Below are 17,307 nucleotides of genomic sequence, written 5' to 3' on the forward strand. Positions count from 1 at the left end.
TTTAAAACAAATGAGCCGGCGTGTTCGGCGATGCGATGGGCGCGGCCGGGACGAGCTGCCGGCCATACCGCCAAAGTCTTGGCTCGGCAAGCGATGCCCACCTCGCCTACCGTGTCTCCGGAAACCTAACGCTAGTCAGGACACACCATGAGCCTCGGCGATTTCAATAAAAATCATTACTCGCTCGATCGGCACATAAAGACCATCTCCCATTACTATCTGGGCACTTTGGCGGCGGTCATCGTCATCATGTTGATCATTTATGCCTCCATGCAGACCGTTCTTGAACGTCATTCCGTACAACAAAACATCAGCTTTCTGACCAGTAATCAATTTATCGAGTTCCAGCAACTCAAAGGCACCGCGCGCGCGTTGATGCGCGGCTCCACGGCCGACGTCGTGCCGGCCAATGTGCTCGACCACATGATCGAGGACATGAATCAGCAAATCGCGAAAATCAGGGACACCGGCGCGCAACTGCAACGTCTTCGTCTCCAGCTGGACAAGGACGCCAAGCCAAGCGATCTCGACATTCGTCTTCGCAGCTTCATCGATCGGGCGGAAAAACTGAGCAAGTTCGACAACGTCAGCCGCAGCAAGCATTACTCCTTTTGGGGCCCCATCGATTTCGCCGCCGCGTCGGACGGCGCCATCATGCGCGGCTTTCAACTGGAGGTCGCGCAATCGTTCAGCAAGAGCCAGGAGAGCATCGTCGCGGCCAAGCGGATCAGCGCTTTGTTGATCTTGTCGCTGTTGATCGCTCTGTGCGTCGTTGGCGCGCTGATGATCTTCCCGCTGCTGAAGAAACTGCGCATCGAGTACGAAAAGAAGAAAGTCTTCGAACATGAGCTGTCGGTTCTCGTCAACAAGGATAGCCTGACCGGCCTGTGCAATCGCAGGTCGTTCAATCAAACGCTCGCCGGACTGGTCGCGCCCCGGTATTCGGCTGAAGGCTATCCAAGGGATGGTGCATTCGCGCTTCTGCTGATCGATCTCGATGATTTCAAGGCGGTCAACGACACCTTCGGGCATCAGACCGGCGACGGCTTGCTGATGGAAGTGGCGCACCGCATTGCCTCGACCGTGGAAGCCGGCGCCATCGCGGCACGCCTGGGCGGCGATGAGTTCGCGATCCTTGTGCCCGACCTCGCGGGCAACGCGGCGGCCGGGGCGCTTGCCGCACGCATCCTCGAGAGCCTGTTCACGCCTTTCAGCTTCGAGGGACACACCCATCGCATCTCCGCCAGTATCGGTGGCGCGGTGTTTCCCGATCACGGCGCCGACGCCCAAGCCATCATCCGATGCGCCGATCTGGCGCTGTACGCCGCGAAAACGCAACGCAACAGCCAGATCATCTTCAACGCGGCGATGATGGCCGACCGCCTTGCGGAAAGCCAGCTGCGCGCCGCCCTGTTCAAGGCGGTCGAAGACGACGAGTTCCTCGTGTATTACCAACCCAAGATCGACCTCCGAACCGGCCAGCATCTGGCGTTCGAAGCGCTGGTGCGCTGGCGCCATCCGCAGTTCGGCATCCTGCCGCCGGGACGCTTCCTGCATCTTCTCGACACGGCGTCATCGATGACAGCGATGACCGAGATTGTCGTGAACCGGGTGGCCCGTGACATCCGCGCCTGGCGCGATGCCGGCCTCGATTGTGGAACCGTGGCCATCAACATGCCGGAAATCGCCCTCATTTCCGACGCCGGCTATTTTATGCTGGCAAACGCGGTGACCCGTTACGCGCTCGATTGGAACGATCTCGCCATCGAAATCACCGAAGACGTCTTTGTGAACAAATATACGGAACAGATACTGGCGACCGTGCACAAGCTGCGTGAACGGGGGGTGTCGATCGCCCTCGACGATTTCGGCACCGGTTTCGCCTCCCTGACCAACCTCAGAAACTTCCATTTCGACGACATCAAAATCGACCGCAGCTTCGTCTCCGAAATCGGCAAGGATGTCAAATCGGAGCAGATCATTAAAGCCATGATCGATCTCGCCGCCAGTCTGGGAAAAAGCTGCGTTGCCGAAGGCGTGGAGACGGAGGAGCATGTCCAGTTCTTGCGGCAGGCCGGTTGCCCCATCGCCCAGGGCTATTTCTACGCGCAGCCGCAGCCATTCGAAATCGCGACCCTCGGCCTGGACGCGGCCTTGGTCATTTCATGACGGAGCAGGTTCGACCATGACGACACGCAGACAGCTTCTATTCCCGGGATACGCGAGCTTGATGCTTGCGATGTCGCTCACGCCGCTCGCCCGCGCGGAGCCGCCATCGGTTCCCAAGCCCGGGACGGGCGTGTTTAAGCCGGCGGTGGAGGTGGCGCACTACTGGATTTCGCCCAGCGAGCGCAAGGCCCTCGACGTCTATCGCGACGCCTGGAAGGGTCTGGGCGGCAAGTGGGTCGATATGCCGTCCAAGAACAAGCTGGCGCAAAGCGGCCTGGCCACCGACATGATCGCCAACGGCTATCCTCCCGCCGTCATTCAGTGGAATGCCAACGGCGAAAGCATGGAGCTGGCGTCGATGGGCGTCATCGAGGATATCGAAGAAATCGCGGCCGCCGATCATTGGCGCGACTTCCTGCCGCAGAATTTGGTCAACCACATCAGCTACAAGGGACACATCTATTTTGCGCCGGTCAGCATCCACGCCGAAAACTGGGTCTGGACCAACAAGAAGATATTCGATCAGTTAAAGCTGTCGCCGCCGACAACCTGGGACAGCGTTCTGTCCAGCGCCGCCAAAATCAAGGCCGCCGGTTATATACCGATAGCACTCGGATCCGGCGCGTGGGAAATTTCCCTGCTCTTCAATGACATCGTCTATTCCGTCTATGGCGCCGAGGGCTACACGCGCCTGTTGGCCGGCGGCGATTCGAACGCCGCCATGGACCCGGCGATGCTGAAAGCGCTGGACATCCTGCGGCGCTTAAGCGTTTTCGTCGATCCCGCCCGGAGCGGCAAAACCTGGGTCGACGCCACCCTCTCGGTCGGGCGGGGCCGGGCGGGCATGCAATTCATGGGCGACTATGCGAAGGGGGAGTTGAAGGAAGCAGGGCTGGTGGTCGACAAGGATTTCCGCTGCACGCTGGCGCCGGGGACGAATTCGATTTATTTCGTGGTGATCGACGCTTTCGCCTTTCCGGTCTCCAGCAATGAGCAGGTGCGCCGTTCCCAGCGGCTCTTCGCGCGCCAGATCATGAACGTCAACAACCAGCTCGCCTTCAACAAGATCAAGGGGTCGATTCCGCCGCGCACCGACATCCAGCGCGACAATCTCGATACGTGCGGGAAGATCGGCCTGGATCTGATTTCGCGCAAGCACGGGCAAGTGTTCGCGCAATCGATGCTCATGCCACCGCAAATGTCGCAGGGATGGATCGATATCGTCGCCGACTACTTCAACAATTCAAACATATCGCCCGCGCACGCCCAACGGCAGTTGGCGGAGGTGTTGGCGCAAAAATGATCACAGGCGGCCACAGGATCTGGAAGCCCGGATGGATCGTAGCTCCCGCAAAAATGGAGCGGCTCTTCGAAATCCTTTTACTCGCATCGAAAAACCTTCATTTTTCCGTGAATTCGAGCTTCCGCTTCGAGGAAATCTAACTTTCTGAGGGATCGTCGGTTGACTTGCTTGCTTCAAACGCCTGCCGAACCACCGCCTCGACACGGTCGAGCACCTCATCAGGCAGATGGGCATACCGCTTCCTGCGTTTGGCCGAGAGCGTATTCTGGTTCGACTGTATTATCCCGGATCAGGGCGGCGAGATCTTTCTGAGGTAAGTCCAGTTCGTTGTTCAGTAGCTCAACAACGTCCTTTAGACGTAAGCTATTGATATATTTGGGGAATTTTGGTGCGGCTGGCGGGGATCGAACCCACGACCCTTGGCTTCGGAGGCCAATACTCTATCCACTGAGCTACAGCCGCGTAGGGGGATTTCTTGAAGTGAGCCGTAGGATACCGTTTTTATCGCTTCCCGTCCACGGAAAGTGTCGTTTTGAGCACCTTTGCGTTTCCATACAGGGATTTTTGAGTCTATAATCGCCCGTTTGGTGAAGGTTTTGCAAGGCAGCTGCTTGATCAGTTTTTCGCACGCCACCCCGGCTCGACAATAGTCTGTTAAGGAAATCATGAGCGACGCACATAACGAACACGAATCCGCAATCAGAACACCCAAACAGCTTGCAGCTGCTGTGATCGGCTTTTTCTTAGTCACCGTCTTAGGCATTGTCCTGCTGGTCAAGTACGTCACGGAAGATAAATTGACCGGCGCCGGCTCCAACAGCCAGGCCCCGGAACAAATCGCCGCCCGCCTCTCCCCCGTCGCCGATGCCGGCTTCACCTTCAAGGACGTGAACGCGCCGAAGGTGCTGCAATCGGGCGAAGCCATCTATACCTCCACCTGCGCGGCCTGCCACGGCGCCGGCGTCGCCGGTGCCCCGAAGGTCGGCGACGCCGGCGGCTGGGCCGCCCGTATCGCACAAGGCTACGGCACCATCGTCAAGCACGCGGTCGAAGGTTTGCGCGCGATGCCCGCCAAAGGCGGCAACCCCGACCTGGACGATGTGGAAGTGGCACGCGCCGTGGTCTTCATGGCCAACCAATCCGGCGCCAAGTTCAAGGAGCCTGAAGTGCCGGCCGCTCCGGCGGCCGCACCGGCAGCGGACAAAGCCGTCGATCCGGCCCAGCCGAAGTAAGCTGCACGCGACATCATCGAAACCGGTCTGAATGGCCGGTTTTTTTACGTCCGAACATTCGCGAGCTTACTTGCGGCCGGTGCCGATCTGGTATTTTTTCAGCTTGTCGTACAGCGTCTTGCGCGGCACCAGCAGGTTGTCGGCCGCCAGGCCGACGTTGCCGTCGACGGCGGCCAGCGCCTGGACGATCAATTCGCGCTCGTGGTGGTCGACCTGCTGCGGCAACGACATGGCGTCGCCGGCCACGGCGGCGGGCGCATTCACTGGCGCGGCGACGATACCCAGCACGAGCCGCTCGGCGAAGTTGCGCAGTTCGCGGACGTTGCCCGGCCACTCCTCGGCCTGCCATTGCGCCATTTGCTGCGCGGTCCAGGCCGGCACGGGGCGCCGGTAGCGGGCGGCGGCGTCGGCGGTGAAGTGCGCCAGCAGCAGCGGAATATCCTCGCGCCGGTCGCGCAGGCGCGGCAGGTCGATGCTGACCACGCCAATCCGGTAATACAAATCTTCGCGGAAGTGGCCCTGCGCGCTTAGCTGCAGCAGATCGACCTTGGTGGCGGCGACGATCGAGCATTCCAGCGCGACCGAGTCGTTGCCACCCAGGCGCTCAAGCTTGCGTTCCTGCAGCACCCTCAACAGCTTGACCTGCAAGGCCATCGGCATGCTTTCGATTTCGTCGAGGAAGACGGTGCCACCCTGTGCGAACTCGAGCTTGCCCACGCGGCGCTTTTGCGCGCCGGTGAAGGCGCCCGCCTCGTGGCCGAAGATCTCGCTTTCAAACACCGATTCGGGCAGGGCGCCGCAGTTGATGGCGACGAAGTTGCCCTTGCGTCCGCTTGCCGCGTGCAGCAGGCGGGCCACGACTTCCTTGCCGGTGCCGGTCTGGCCGTTGATCAGCACGTCCACGCCGGCCGGGGCGACGTTGCGCACCAGAACCTTCAATTGTTCGATGGCGGCCGAGCGCCCGATCAGGTCGGGCAGGTCCGGATGCTGGGCGCGGTCGGTGCGCAGTTGGCGGTTTTCCAGCACCAGCCGGCGCCGCTCCTGCGCGCGCCGCACGGCGTCCAGCAGGCGGCCGCTGGCGAAGGGCTTTTCGATGAAGTCGTAAGCGCCGCCGCGCATGGCGGCCACCGCCATCTCGACGTCGCCGTGGCCGGTGACGACGATGACCGGCAACTCGGCGTCGAGCGCGGCGATCTGCGCCAGCAGGTCCAGGCCGGAACGGCCCGGCAGGCGCACGTCGGTGACGATGACGCCGGCGTAGTCGGCGCGCAACAGCGCTTGCGCCTCCTCCGCGCTGGCGCAGGCTTGCACGCTGAAGCCGCCCAGTTCCAAGGTCTGGCTGGTGGCGAGGCGCAGCGCGGCTTCGTCTTCGATCAGGATGGCCTGCACGTCATGCTCCTTGTTGTAGTACGTAGGGCGGATTAGGCGAAACGCCGTAATCGGCCATCGGTGCGCCGTTCGCGACTCAACCATGGCCGATTACGCTTCGCTAATCCGCCCTACGTGTTTCAGATGATTCGTTTTGTAGCGGCAGCCGCAGCTCGAAGCGCGCGCCGCCGTCGGTCTGATTATGCGCCGTCAGCTGGCCGTTCATCGCCTGCACGATCGACGACGAGATCGCCAGCCCCAAGCCCAGGCCCTTGCCGGAAGGCTTGGTGGTAAAAAACGGTTCGAACAGGTGCGCCACCACCTGCTCCGGGATGCCTTCGCCGCTGTCGCAGATGCTGACCAGCGCGCTGTCGCCGTCGCGCGCGAGGCGGATGGCGACGAGGCGACGCTCGGCGCTCTCGACCGCGTCAAGGGCGTTGCGCAGCAGATTGATCAGCACTTGCTCGATGCGCACGCTGTCGCCGGTCACTTTCAGATTCTCCACGCCGACGTCGATATCGAGGGTGACGGCGTGGCGGCGGAATTCGCTCTCGAGCAGGAAGGCCGACGCCCGCACCGACGCGGCTAGCTCGACCGTGCCCAGGGTTTCATCCTTGCGCGCGAAGCCCTTGAGCTGGCCGATGATGGCGCCCATGCGCGCGCTCGCCTCGCTGATGTGGCCGAGATTGCCCGCGACCTGCTCGCCCTGCCCGCGCTCAAGGAAAACGCGCGCGTTGTCGGCGAAGGCACGAATTGCGGCAAGCGGCTGGTTCAGTTCATGGGTGATCCCTGTCGCCATCTGTCCCAGCATCGCCAGTTTGCCTGCCTGGACCAGTTCATTTTGCGTCGAGCGCAGCAGGTGCTCGGTTTCCTGCAGCTTGGCGTACTTGCTTTCCAGGTGCTGGTTGGTGGTGCGCAGCTGCTGCGTGCGTTCGACGATTTTGTCGTTCAGCTCCAGCTCGGCCTTTTGCAGCGCCGCGCGCGATGCCAACCGTTCCTCCAGCCGGCGCCGGCGCTGGTGCGAAGCCCAGCCCGCCAGCGCGGCGCAAGCCAGCAGCAGGACCGCCGCCAGCGCCCATTGCAGGCCGGCGCGCAACACCCGCGACTGTCCGGGGAACAGCATCAGCTGCCAGCCCAGCTGCCCGACCGACTGCGTGACGAACAGGTCGGGCTGGCCGTTCAGCGGCGTGACGGTCTTGCCCATGTATTGCTGGGTATGGGCCAGTTGCCGCTCGGTGGCCGCGTCCAGCGGGGTCAGGCTGCGGTAGATCCAGTCGGGGCGGTTGCTGAGGAAAATGACGCCGCTGCGGTCGGCCAGCACGATGGCGTCGTCGCTGCTGCGCCAGGTGCGTTCGAAGTCCGCCAGGCTGATCTTGACGGCGACCACGCCGGTGACCGGTCCGCCGGCGCTGCCGTTGCCGTAGACCGGCTGGGCGATGAAGTAGCCGGCCTCGGTGGTGCTGGTGCCGATGCCGTAGAAACGCCCGGCCCTGCCCTTGAGCGCGGCGTCGAAATAGGGGCGGTAGGAGAAGTTTTTGCCGACAAAGCCCAGCGGCTGGTCCCAGTTGCTGGCGCCGATGGTCAAGCCGTCGCGGTCCATCACGTAGATGGCGCCGACGTTGGCTTGTTGCTGGATGGTTTTCAAGGTGCTGTTGAGGCGGCTGATGGCGCGCGTGTCGGACGGGTGCGCCAGCGCTTCGATCAGGTCGGGCTGGAAGCCGAGCACGAATGGCAGCGTCTCGTATTTTTGCAGCAGCGATTGCAGGTCGGGCGCCATCAGCTGCAGTTGCCGCTGGCCCTGCAGGCGCAGGTCGGCGCGGGCGCGCGAGGTGCCGGCCAGATACGAACCGGCGATGACGCCCACCGCGCAGATCAACGCGAACAGAAGGAGCAAGGTTTTTTTGGCGCGCATCAACGGATTCTACTTCACACGAGCTCTTCTGAAACACGTAGGGCGGATTAGCGCAGCGTAATCGGCCATGCATGCGTGTCGACGGCGCACACATTGGCCGATTACGGCGTTCCGCCGGATCCGCCCCACGCGGAACAGAGGTGGCCTTAATCGACTGCGGCCATCCGCATCTCGTCGTTGTGGTGGCGCTGCTGCTCTTCCATCACCAACTGTCCCAGTTCGCGCTTCAACGCGTTGAACTCGGCGGCCGCCGGGTCGCGCAAGCGCGGCAGATCGACGATCATGTCGCGCTTGACCGTACCGGGACGGTAGGTCATCACCACGATACGATCAGCCAGGTAGATCGCCTCCTCGATACTATGGGTGACGAAGATGATGGTCTTCTTCAGCTCGGACCAGATGCGCAGCAGCTCGTCCTGCAGGTTGCGGCGCGTCAGCGCGTCCAAGGCACCGAACGGCTCGTCCATCAACATGATCGGCGAGTCCAGCGCCAGCACGCGGGCGATGGCGACGCGCTGGCGCATGCCGCCCGACAGGTCTTTCGGGAAGCGGTGACGGAAATCGCTCAGCGACAGCATCGCCAGCAACTCGTCGACCTTGGCCGTGATAGCGGACTGGTCCATGCCCTTGATCTCCAGGCCGAAGGCGATGTTCTTTTCCACCGTCATCCACGGGAACAGCGCGTATTCCTGGAACACCATGCCGCGCTCCGGTCCCGGACCGGTAACCAGCTTGCCATCGGCGGTGATGGTGCCGGACGACGGCAACGAGAAGCCGGCGACCGCGTTCAGCAGGGTCGACTTGCCGCAGCCCGAAGGTCCCAGCAGACAGACGAACTGGCCCTGCGGAATGTCGAGGTTGATTTCCTTCAGTGCGACGACTTCGCGGCTGTCGGTCTTGAAGACCTTGTGGACGCCGCTGACTTGGATGTGGGTCGGATTCATATCATTAACCTTCATCTTAGTTCTCCAGACCACGGTGCCACCGCAGCAAATGATTGTTCAGTTTGTTCATGCCCACGTCGATGATCAGACCCAGCAGACCGATGCTGATCATGCCAGCGATAATCTTGTCCGACCAGAAGTACTCGCGCGCCTCGAGGATGCGGAAACCGAGGCCGTTGTTCACCGCGATCATCTCCGAAACGATCACGACGATGAAAGCGGTACCGATGCCGATCCGCACGCCCGACAGGATGTACGGCACGGCGGCCGGCAGCATCACGCGGATGAACATCGTGCGCTGGTTGACGCCCAGGTTGCGGGCGGCGCGGATGTAGATGCCGTCGACCTGGCGCACGCCGGCGATGGTGTTGACCAGCACCGGGAAGAAGGCGCCGAGCGCGATCAGGAACACGGCCGGCGCGTTGCCCAGGCCGAACCAAAGGATGGCCAATGGAATGTAGGCGATCGGCGGAATCGGGCGCAGCACCTGCATCAGCGGATTGAGCCACGCATACATGCGCTGGCTGGCACCCATCATCAAGCCCAGCGGCAAGGCCAGGCCGGCGCCCACGGCGAAACCGACCACTACGCGGTACAGGCTGCTCAAGGTATCGCCCAGCAACTCGCCGGAAAAAGCCCAGCTGATCCACGAGCTCGCGGCCGGATCGTAGACGGTCAGCGGCAGCAGATACTCGACCCACTTGCTGACCACGGCCACCGGCGACGGCAGCACCTGCGGATTGACCCAGCCGAGCATGGCGCTGGCCTGCCACAGCACGACGATCAGAATCGGGACCACGGCCCCGGTGGCGCTCTGGCGCCAGTCTTGTTTGTTCATGGTGTCTCCTGCTTTTTGATGGGTTTATTTGATGCCCAGGCTTTTCTTCGAAGCGTCCAGCAAATCGGTCTTGACCCAGTCCTTGGCGACCGGCGGCTTGCTCATGCGGCCGACGCCGGTCTTGAGCATGATGTCGGTGGTGATCTGGATGTGCTCGGCAGTGACGTCATAGCTGTACGGCGAATTGCTGATCGCGTCCTCGAAGTCGTCCTTGGTGATCTGGTTCTTGAACATCGATTCGCGCACGTATTTTTCGGCCACGGCCTGGTTGTCGATGAACGTCTTGGTGGCCTGGACGAAGCAGTTCATGAACTTCTGCGCCAGCGGACGCTTCTCGTTGTAGAACTTCTCGCTCATCACCAGGGTGCGCACCGGCTCGCCGATGGCGGTGTCGTACGGCTTCATCACCTCGACGCCGTAGCCCTTGTTGATGGCTTGCGACGACTGCGGCTCGCTCTGCATGATGGCGTCGAGGTTCTTGCCCATCAGCGCCTGGTTCAGGTCGGCAAAGGCGAGGAACACCAGTTGCACGTCCTTGCCCGGGCGGTCGGAGGAGGTCAGGCCGGCCTGCGCCAGTTCCGCGATCAGCAGCACCTCGTGGATGCCGCCGCGCGTGACGCCGACTTTCTTGCCTTTCAAATCCTTGATGGACTTGATGCCCTCGTTGGGGCGCGCGACCAGGCGGGCGCCGCCTTTGGCGAAGCCGGCGACCACGTAGATCGGCGCGCCGTTGGCGCGGCCGGAGATGGCGGCTTCGGAAGCGGTGGCGCCGACGTCCAGCTCGCCCGCCAGGATGGCTTGCATGACGTCGGGGCCTTTGGCGAAGATGTGTTCCTCGACCTTGAGGCCGCACTTGGGCGCGATTTCCTTGATGTACGAAACGGCGCCGTAGTGGGCGAATTTGAGGTTGCCGAGGCGGACGACTTCCTGTGCTTGCGCGGTGGATGCGAAGGCGATGGCGGCGGTCAGGGCTAACAGACGGAATTTGGGCATTGCTGGTCTCCATTGTGGTTGTTGTTGGTGGAGACATTGCAGCTTCTGTGCCAGCGCCGGCGCGGATGGCAAGTGCTTGATTCTAAAGGGACGAGGGGATGAACGGGCCGGAGGTTACTGCGGCAAACCGCAATCGGCGAAGGCGGCTTTGCGGAAATCCGCGCAAGAAAGCTGCACCGGAGACACGTAGGGCGGATTAGGCGGAACGCCGTAATCGGCCAATGTATGCGTCATCGACGGCTCATACATGGCCGATTACGCTTCGCTAATCCGCCCTACGTGTCTCCGCGTTATGCGGATCTCGCCGACACATGGGGCGTGTTTCCCCAGGTGTGCGGATGTCGCTGCCTAGCTGCACAGCCCGAACGCCTTGCGTTCCGGGAAATAGCGGTAGGTGAACGTGCGCATCGGATACTCCTTCAACCCGATCTCAAACGCCGGCGGCACGATGTCGAAGCGCTGCGGCAGCTTGTCCTTGACCCGCACCCGCACGCGCCACAACGTCTCCTCGCCAGCCGCGCTGGCGACGAACATGTCCGGCACCTTGGGGATCGAGTCGACGATCTCCGGCCGGGAGTTGGTCGTGCGCTGGTACAAGGTGACCAGCTCGGCCTTGTGCAGCACCGGCCCCTTGGGCGCGGTGACGTTGTAATCGCGCGTGAGGAAACGCGCGCGCTCGCCGCGCGGGATGATGTACACGAACGTGAACTCGGCGCCGCCCTCCGGCAACGTGACCGGCGGCGTGGTCGCCACGCTCATGCCGCGCGGTAGTTCAAAGCGCGAGCCGTCCTGCCACGTCTTGCATTCCGGCGTGGTCGCCATGTAAAGATTGCCGGGCGTATAGGATTCGCCGCAGCCGCTGAGCAACAGCGGAAAAAATATCGGTGCCAGGTAACGCAGACGCATGAAGACGGCTTTCCTATGAATAGAACCCCCAGTTTACCAGTACCCGGCCATCCCGGGCGACTCGCATATGGCTAGCCATGCGTTGCAAAACCGGCCTTGTCACGCGACACACAAAGGACTATGGTGAGGTAACAGTTCTTGTCGGGCAATTATTCGATTTCGGAACGCCGGTGCGCCGGCATACTATGGAAGCAATAATATGAAAAACAAATTGTTTACCGCTGCACTGGGTTTGCTGTTGTCAACGCTGGTGTCGACCGCCTCGGCCGAACCCGGCGTCACCGCCACCGAGATCAAGATCGGCATGGCCAACGCCCAAACGGGACCGACCGCCGGGCTGGGGCTGGGCATCAAGGCCGGCAGCGAGGCCTACTTCAAGAAGGTCAACGCCGCCGGCGGCGTCAACGGCCGCAAGATCACGCTGGTCAGCGAGGACGACGGCTACGATCCGCCGCGCACCGCCGCCGCGACCGAAAAGCTGATCAAGAAGGATGGCGTGTTCGCGCTGTTCGGCTATGTCGGCACGCCGACCAGCAAGGCCGCGATGTCGCTGGTCAACGAGGCGAATATTCCATTCTTCGCGCCGTTCACCGGCGCCGAATTCCTGCGCTCGCCGCTGAACAAAAACGTCTTCAATATCCGCTCCTCGTACTTCAATGAAATCGAATTGCAGGTCGAGCGGCTGGTCACCGATGCCGGCGTCACCAAGATCGGCCTGTTCTACCAGGAAGACACCTACGGCAAGGTCGGCAAGGAAGGGCTGCAGATCTCGCTGCAAAAACGCAAGATGACGATGGCCGGCGAGGGCTTCTACCAGCGCAACACCGAGGACGTCGATGCCGGCCTGGCCGCGCTGATCGCCGCCAAGCCGGAGGCGGTGCTGATGGTCGGCACCTACAAGGCCTGCGCGGCGTTCGTGCAGAAAGCCGCCGCCGCCGGCTTCAAGCCGAAGTTCTTCAACCTGTCGTTCGTGGGCACCGCCAACTTCATCAAGGCGGCCGGCGACGCGGCCGAAGGCGTCTACATCACGCAGGTGGTGCCGTCGCCGTTCGACGAATCGATTCCCATCGTCAAGCAGTACCGCGCCGACATGAAGGCCGCCGGCGTCAACGACGGCGACTACACGTCGCTGGAAGGCTACATCAACGCCGTGGCGCTGGTCGAAGCATTGAAGAAGACCGGCCCGGACCTGACGCGCGCCAGCTTCCTGGCGGCGATGGAAAAACTGAGCGTCAACCTCGGCGGACTCGACATCGCCTTCAGCGCCACCGACCACCAGGGCCTGAACACGGTGTACCTGACTAAGGTACAAAAGGGCAAGCCGGTGCCGGTCAGCAAGCTCTGACCGGAACGCACCGGCCAAAAAAAACCTCGCCGCGGCGAGGTTTTTTTTTACCTACTTTTTACCACATGATGACGCGGTCTTTAGGCGGCAGGTACATCTTGTCGCCCGGTTTGACGCCGAAGGCGTCATAGAAGCCCGGCTGGTTGCGCATCGTGCCGTTGGCGCGGTACTGGCCCGGCGAGTGCGGATCGGTCTTGATCTGCTGGATTTGCGCCGCTTCGCGCATCTTCATGCGCCACACCTGCGCAAAGCCCATGTAGAAGCGCTGGTCGCCGGTCAGGCCGTCGATCACCGGCGCCGGCTTGCCGTTCAGCGACAGTTTGTAGGCCTTGTAGGCGATCGCCACGCCGCTGTTGTCGGCGATGTTCTCGCCCAGCGTCAGCTCGCCGTTGACGTTGTAGCCCGGCAGGGGGCTGAACTCGCTGTACTGCTTGACCAGCATCTTGGTCTTGGCGGCGAAGTTCTTGTGGTCGGCCTTGGTCCACCAGTCGCGCAGGTTGCCGTCGCCGTCGTACTGGGCGCCCTGGTCGTCGAAGCCGTGGCTGATCTCGTGGCCGATCACGCCGCCGATGGCGCCGTAGTTGACCGCGTCGTCGGCGTCGGCGTTAAAGAACGGCGCCTGCAGGATGGCCGCCGGGAACACGATCTCGTTCATCTCCGGGTTGTAGTAGGCGTTGACGGTTTGCGGCGTCATGCCCCACTCTTCGCGGTCGATCGGTTTGCCCAGCTTGTTCAATTCCTTGTTGTACTCGAATTGGGTCGAACGCATGACGTTGCCCACCAGGTCGTCCTTGGCCACTTCCAGCTTCGAGTAGTCGCGCCACTTGTTCGGATAGCCGATCTTGGTGGTGAACTTGGCCAGCTTGATTTGCGCCTGCTTCTTGGTGACCGGGCTCATCCAGTCCAGCTTGTCGATGCTGGTCTTGTACGAGGCCAGCAGGTTCTTGACCAGCGCTTCCATGCGCGCCTTGCGGTCCGCCGGGAAATGCTGCTCGACGTACAGCTTGCCGACCGCCTCGCCCAGCGCGCCCTCGGCCACCGAGACGCCACGCTTCCAGCGCGGACGCTGCTCGGTCACGCCGCTCAGCACGGTGCCGTAGAAGGAGAAGTTCTCGTCCACATAGGCTTTGCTCAGGTAGGGCGCGAACGCGCGCACCGTCTGCCAGTGGAAATAGGCTTTCAAGGTTTCCAGCGGCGTCTCGTCCAGCAAGGCCGCCATGCCTTTCAGGTAGCTCGGCTGGCTGACGATCACATAGCTGGCCTTGCCGGCGATGCCGGCGCCGCCCAGGTAGGCGTTCCAGTCGTAGCCCGGCGCCATCGCCCCCAGCTTGGCGACCTCGACCTTGTTATAGGCCTTGATCGGATCGCGCAGCTCGACCTTGGTCCATTGCAGCTTGGCCAGTTCCTTCTCGAACTCGACGATGCCGTGCGCGGTGACGGCGCCGTGCGGGTCGCCCGCCAGGGTCAGCATCTTGCCGACGTGCAGTTCGTACTTGGCCAGCACGTCGGCCAGCTTGGCGTCGTCGGCTTTCAGGTAGTAGTCGCGGTCCGGCAGGCCCAGGCCGCTCTGGTACAGGTCGGCCACGTACTTGGTCGAATCCTTGTTGTCCTGGTGGATGCCGAAGGTGTAGGGCGCGCTGACGCCGATCTGGTTGAAGTGCGCGATCAGCGCCGGCAATTGCTTCTTGTCGCCGACGGCGGCGATGCGGTCGAACTCGGCCTTGAGCGGCGTCACGCCCAGCTGTTCGAGCTTGGCCTCGTCCATGAAGCTGGCGTAGAAGTCGCCGATGCGCTGGGCGTCGGAACCAACAGCCTTGTTCGGCTGGTTGGCGGCGCCTTCGATGATGGCGCGCAGTTGCGGCTGGATATCGTCGCGCAGTTTCGCGAAGCTGCCCCAGCTGGCCTTGTCGGCCGGAATTTCCGTCGTGGCCAACCATTTGCCGTTCATGTGGGTGAACAGGTCGTCCTGCACGCGCACGGCCGGGTCGATGTATTCGGTGGCGATGCCGGAACTCATTTTTCCGGGAGCTACCTTGGCGCTGGCCGGAGCGACACTTTTGGTGTCGTCGGCGGCGCCGGCAAAGCCCGCGATCAGGCTCAGGGTCAATGCACTTAATAGATGACGTTTCACGAGATTTTCCTTGTTGAGTAAAACCATAAAAGACCCGCGCTGCGACGGGCCGTGCAGCGATTTATATCACATCACCACATGATGACACGGTCTTTGGGCGCCAGATACAGCTTGTCGCCCGGCTTGACGCCGAACGCCTCGTAGAAGCCCGGCTGGTTGCGCACCGTGCCGTTGGCGCGGAATTGTTCGGGCGCGTGCGGATCGGTTTTCAGATAAACGATCTGCTGCGCGTCGCGCGTCTTGGAACGCCACACCTGGCCAAAGCCCATGTAGAAGCGCTGCTCGCCGGTCAGGCCGTCGATGACGGGCGCCGGCTTGCCGCCCAGCGAAATCAAGTAAGCCTTATAAGCGATGGCCGCGCCGCTGTTGTCGGCGATGTTCTCGCCCAGGGTCAGCTCGCCGTTGACGTGGTAGCCGGGCAGCGGGCTGAACTCGCCGTACTGCTTGACCAGCATCCTGGTCTTGGCCGCGAAGTTCTTGTGGTCGGCCTTGGTCCACCAGTCGCGCAGGTTGCCGTCGCCGTCGTACTGGGCGCCCTGGTCGTCGAAGCCGTGGCTGATTTCGTGGCCGATGACGGCGCCGATGGCGCCGTAGTTGACCGCATCGTCGGCGTCGGCGTCGAAGAACGGCGGCTGCAGTATGGCCGCCGGAAACACGATCTCGTTCATCTCCGGGTTGTAGTAGGCGTTGACGGTTTGCGGCGTCATGGTCCACTCGTCGCGGTCGATCGGCTTGCCGAGCTTGTTTAACTCCTTGTCATAGTTAAAGGCGTGCGAGCGCAGGACGTTGCCGACCAGGTCGTCCTTGGCCACGACCAGCGTTGAATAGTCGCGCCACCGGTTCGGATAGCCGATCTTGGTGGTGAACTTGGCCAGCTTGGCCTGCGCCTGCAGCTTGGTTTCCGGGCTCATCCAATCGAGCGTATCGATGCTTTGCTGGAAAGCCGCCAGCAGGTTGCGCACCAGCGCCTCCATGCGCGCCTTGCGCTCGGCCGGGAAATGCCGTTCGGCGTATAGCTTGCCCAGGCTCTCGCCGAGCGCGTCGTTGGTGGCGTTGACCGCCCGTTTCCAGCGCGGCTGCCGTTCCTTGACGTCCCGCAGTACCGTGTTGTAGAAGGCAAAGTTCTCCTGCGCGAAGTCTTTGGACAGATAGGGCGCGTTGGCGTGGATCAGCTGCCATTGGAAGTAGGCCTTCCAGGTCGCCAGCGGCGTTTTGGCGAGCAACTTGTCAAAGCCGCTGATGAAGCTCGGCTGGCTGACGATGACATAGTCGACCTTGCCGGCGATACCGGTATCCTTCAGCCACGTGCTCCAGTCATAGCTTGGCGCCAGCGCCGCCAGCTTTTCCAGCGGCACCTTGTTGTAGGCCTTGACCGGATCGCGCAGCGCGACCTTGGTCCATTGGAGTTTCGCGATCTCGGTTTCCAGCGCGACGATGGCGCGGGCCTCGGCCGCCGCGTTGCCGTTGCTGGCCAACCCCAGCATGGCGCCGATGTGGCGCTGGTATTTGGCCAGTGTGTCGGCCATCTTGCGGTCGCTCTTTTTCAGGTAGTAGTCGCGGTCGGGCAAGCCCAGGCCGTCCTGTCCCAGGTCGACGACATACCTGGTCGAATCCTTGTTGTCCTGATGGATGCCGAAGCCGTACGGCGCGGTCGCGCCGTAACGGTTGAAGTGCGCGATCAGGGCCGCGATATCCTTCTTGTCGCGCAGCGCGGCGACGCGGTCGAGCTCGTCCTTGAGCGGCGCCAGGCGCAGCGCCTCCAGCCTGGCCTCGTCCATGTAGCTGGCGTAGAAATCGCCGATGCGCTGGGCGTCGCTGCCCTGCGCCCGGTTCCCGTCGGCCGCGGCCGCCTCTATGATGGCGCGCAGTTGCGGCTTGGTGTCGTCGTCCAGTTTTTCAAACGAACCCCAGCTGGACTTGTCCGCCGGAATCTCGGTCCTGGACAACCACTTGCCGTTCAGATTGGCGAAAAAATCGTCCTGCGGACGCACCGAAGCGTCGATGTTGCCCAAATCCACGCCCGAGCTTTTTTGCCGGGCCTGAACGCCGGCCGAGGCCAGCAGCGCCAGCATCAGCGCACTTAACAACAGATGTGCTTTCAAATCGACTCTCCACTTGAAGAACGGCGAAGAGGCCACACCATGTGGCCTCTTGATAACCTGCTCG

Annotated in this window: 12 protein-coding genes and 1 tRNA gene; 4 read left to right on the plus strand and 9 right to left on the minus strand. The window is 62.3% G+C overall.

Translation table 11 applies throughout. The annotated features are described in order from the left end of the window. The first annotated feature begins 147 nt into the window (after nt 1-147). Both AC07P1_RS06455 and AC07P1_RS06460 read left to right on the plus strand, forming a co-directional pair. Nucleotides 148-2,169, plus strand: coding sequence for a putative bifunctional diguanylate cyclase/phosphodiesterase (locus AC07P1_RS06455; protein ID WP_494695016.1), 2,022 nt, complete (start codon nt 148-150; stop codon nt 2,167-2,169). Then, nucleotides 2,054-3,472, plus strand: a complete 1,419-nt coding sequence (locus AC07P1_RS06460; RefSeq protein WP_494695017.1) for an ABC transporter substrate-binding protein — start codon at nt 2,054-2,056, stop codon at nt 3,470-3,472. Before AC07P1_RS06455 ends, AC07P1_RS06460 begins: the two co-directional genes overlap by 116 nt. Before the next feature lie 386 nt (nt 3,473-3,858). On the opposite strand, the gene AC07P1_RS06465 is transcribed toward AC07P1_RS06460, so the two are convergent. Then, nucleotides 3,859-3,934: transfer RNA gene (locus AC07P1_RS06465), tRNA-Arg, on the minus strand. 203 nt (nt 3,935-4,137) lie between these two features. On the opposite strand from AC07P1_RS06465, the gene AC07P1_RS06470 reads away from it, so the two are divergent. Next, nucleotides 4,138-4,704, plus strand: coding sequence for a c-type cytochrome (locus AC07P1_RS06470; protein ID WP_494695018.1), 567 nt, complete (start codon nt 4,138-4,140; stop codon nt 4,702-4,704). Between the two features lie 66 nt (nt 4,705-4,770). Here AC07P1_RS06470 and AC07P1_RS06475 read toward each other — a convergent pair whose 3' ends face one another. From AC07P1_RS06475 to AC07P1_RS06500, 6 genes are all read right to left on the minus strand, one after another. Beyond that, nucleotides 4,771-6,093 carry a sigma-54-dependent transcriptional regulator gene (locus AC07P1_RS06475; protein ID WP_494695019.1) on the minus strand — a complete coding sequence of 441 codons (1,323 nt, stop codon included), beginning with the start codon at nt 6,091-6,093 and terminating at the stop codon, nt 4,771-4,773. 100 nt (nt 6,094-6,193) lie between these two features. After that, nucleotides 6,194-7,984, minus strand: a complete 1,791-nt coding sequence (locus AC07P1_RS06480) for a sensor histidine kinase (protein ID WP_494695020.1) — start codon at nt 7,982-7,984, stop codon at nt 6,194-6,196. Between the two features lie 146 nt (nt 7,985-8,130). Continuing rightward, complete coding sequence (locus tag AC07P1_RS06485; RefSeq protein ID WP_494695368.1) at nt 8,131-8,928, minus strand: ABC transporter ATP-binding protein; 798 nt, start codon at nt 8,926-8,928, stop codon at nt 8,131-8,133. Between the two features lie 16 nt (nt 8,929-8,944). Next, nucleotides 8,945-9,766 (minus strand): ABC transporter permease, encoded by an 822-nt coding sequence (locus AC07P1_RS06490; protein WP_494695021.1) that lies wholly within the window; start codon nt 9,764-9,766, stop codon nt 8,945-8,947. Between the two features lie 24 nt (nt 9,767-9,790). Beyond that, complete coding sequence (locus AC07P1_RS06495) at nt 9,791-10,759, minus strand: ABC transporter substrate-binding protein (protein WP_494695022.1); 969 nt, start codon at nt 10,757-10,759, stop codon at nt 9,791-9,793. A gap of 348 nt (nt 10,760-11,107) precedes the next feature. Next, on the minus strand, nt 11,108-11,665 hold the full coding sequence (locus tag AC07P1_RS06500; RefSeq protein ID WP_494695023.1) for a hypothetical protein: 558 nt from the start codon (nt 11,663-11,665) through the stop codon (nt 11,108-11,110). 199 nt (nt 11,666-11,864) lie between these two features. Here AC07P1_RS06500 and AC07P1_RS06505 point away from each other — a divergent pair, with 199 nt between their 5' ends. After that, nucleotides 11,865-13,010 (plus strand): ABC transporter substrate-binding protein, encoded by a 1,146-nt coding sequence (locus AC07P1_RS06505; protein WP_494695024.1) that lies wholly within the window; start codon nt 11,865-11,867, stop codon nt 13,008-13,010. Nucleotides 13,011-13,068: 58 nt separating this feature from the next. On the opposite strand, the gene AC07P1_RS06510 is transcribed toward AC07P1_RS06505, so the two are convergent. Both AC07P1_RS06510 and AC07P1_RS06515 read right to left on the minus strand, forming a co-directional pair. Then, nucleotides 13,069-15,168, minus strand: coding sequence for a M13 family metallopeptidase (locus AC07P1_RS06510; protein ID WP_494695025.1), 2,100 nt, complete (start codon nt 15,166-15,168; stop codon nt 13,069-13,071). Nucleotides 15,169-15,212: 44 nt separating this feature from the next. Beyond that, nucleotides 15,213-17,213: a M13 family metallopeptidase gene (locus tag AC07P1_RS06515; RefSeq protein ID WP_494695369.1), complete on the minus strand. Its 2,001-nt coding sequence runs from the start codon at nt 17,211-17,213 to the stop codon at nt 15,213-15,215. Nucleotides 17,214-17,307: the final 94 nt, after the last annotated feature.

It is taken from the genome of Duganella sp. GW821-FHT07F09 (genome assembly GCF_059418705.1).

Excerpts from the sequence above, each read along its gene's own strand:
- AC07P1_RS06480 (WP_494695020.1), bottom strand. The coding sequence starts at position 7,984 with ATGCGCGCCAAAAAAACCTTGCTCCTTCTGTTCGCGTTGATCTGCGCG.
- AC07P1_RS06505 (WP_494695024.1), top strand. The coding sequence starts at position 11,865 with ATGAAAAACAAATTGTTTACCGCTGCACTGGGTTTGCTGTTGTCAACG.
- AC07P1_RS06485 (WP_494695368.1), bottom strand. The coding sequence starts at position 8,928 with ATGAATCCGACCCACATCCAAGTCAGCGGCGTCCACAAGGTCTTCAAG.
- AC07P1_RS06495 (WP_494695022.1), bottom strand. The coding sequence starts at position 10,759 with ATGCCCAAATTCCGTCTGTTAGCCCTGACCGCCGCCATCGCCTTCGCA.
- AC07P1_RS06510 (WP_494695025.1), bottom strand. The coding sequence starts at position 15,168 with ATGGTTTTACTCAACAAGGAAAATCTCGTGAAACGTCATCTATTAAGT.
- AC07P1_RS06515 (WP_494695369.1), bottom strand. The coding sequence starts at position 17,213 with ATGCTGGCGCTGCTGGCCTCGGCCGGCGTTCAGGCCCGGCAAAAAAGC.
- AC07P1_RS06470 (WP_494695018.1), top strand. The coding sequence starts at position 4,138 with ATGAGCGACGCACATAACGAACACGAATCCGCAATCAGAACACCCAAA.
- AC07P1_RS06490 (WP_494695021.1), bottom strand. The coding sequence starts at position 9,766 with ATGAACAAACAAGACTGGCGCCAGAGCGCCACCGGGGCCGTGGTCCCG.
- AC07P1_RS06455 (WP_494695016.1), top strand. The coding sequence starts at position 148 with ATGAGCCTCGGCGATTTCAATAAAAATCATTACTCGCTCGATCGGCAC.
- AC07P1_RS06460 (WP_494695017.1), top strand. The coding sequence starts at position 2,054 with ATGTCCAGTTCTTGCGGCAGGCCGGTTGCCCCATCGCCCAGGGCTATT.
- AC07P1_RS06500 (WP_494695023.1), bottom strand. The coding sequence starts at position 11,665 with ATGCGTCTGCGTTACCTGGCACCGATATTTTTTCCGCTGTTGCTCAGC.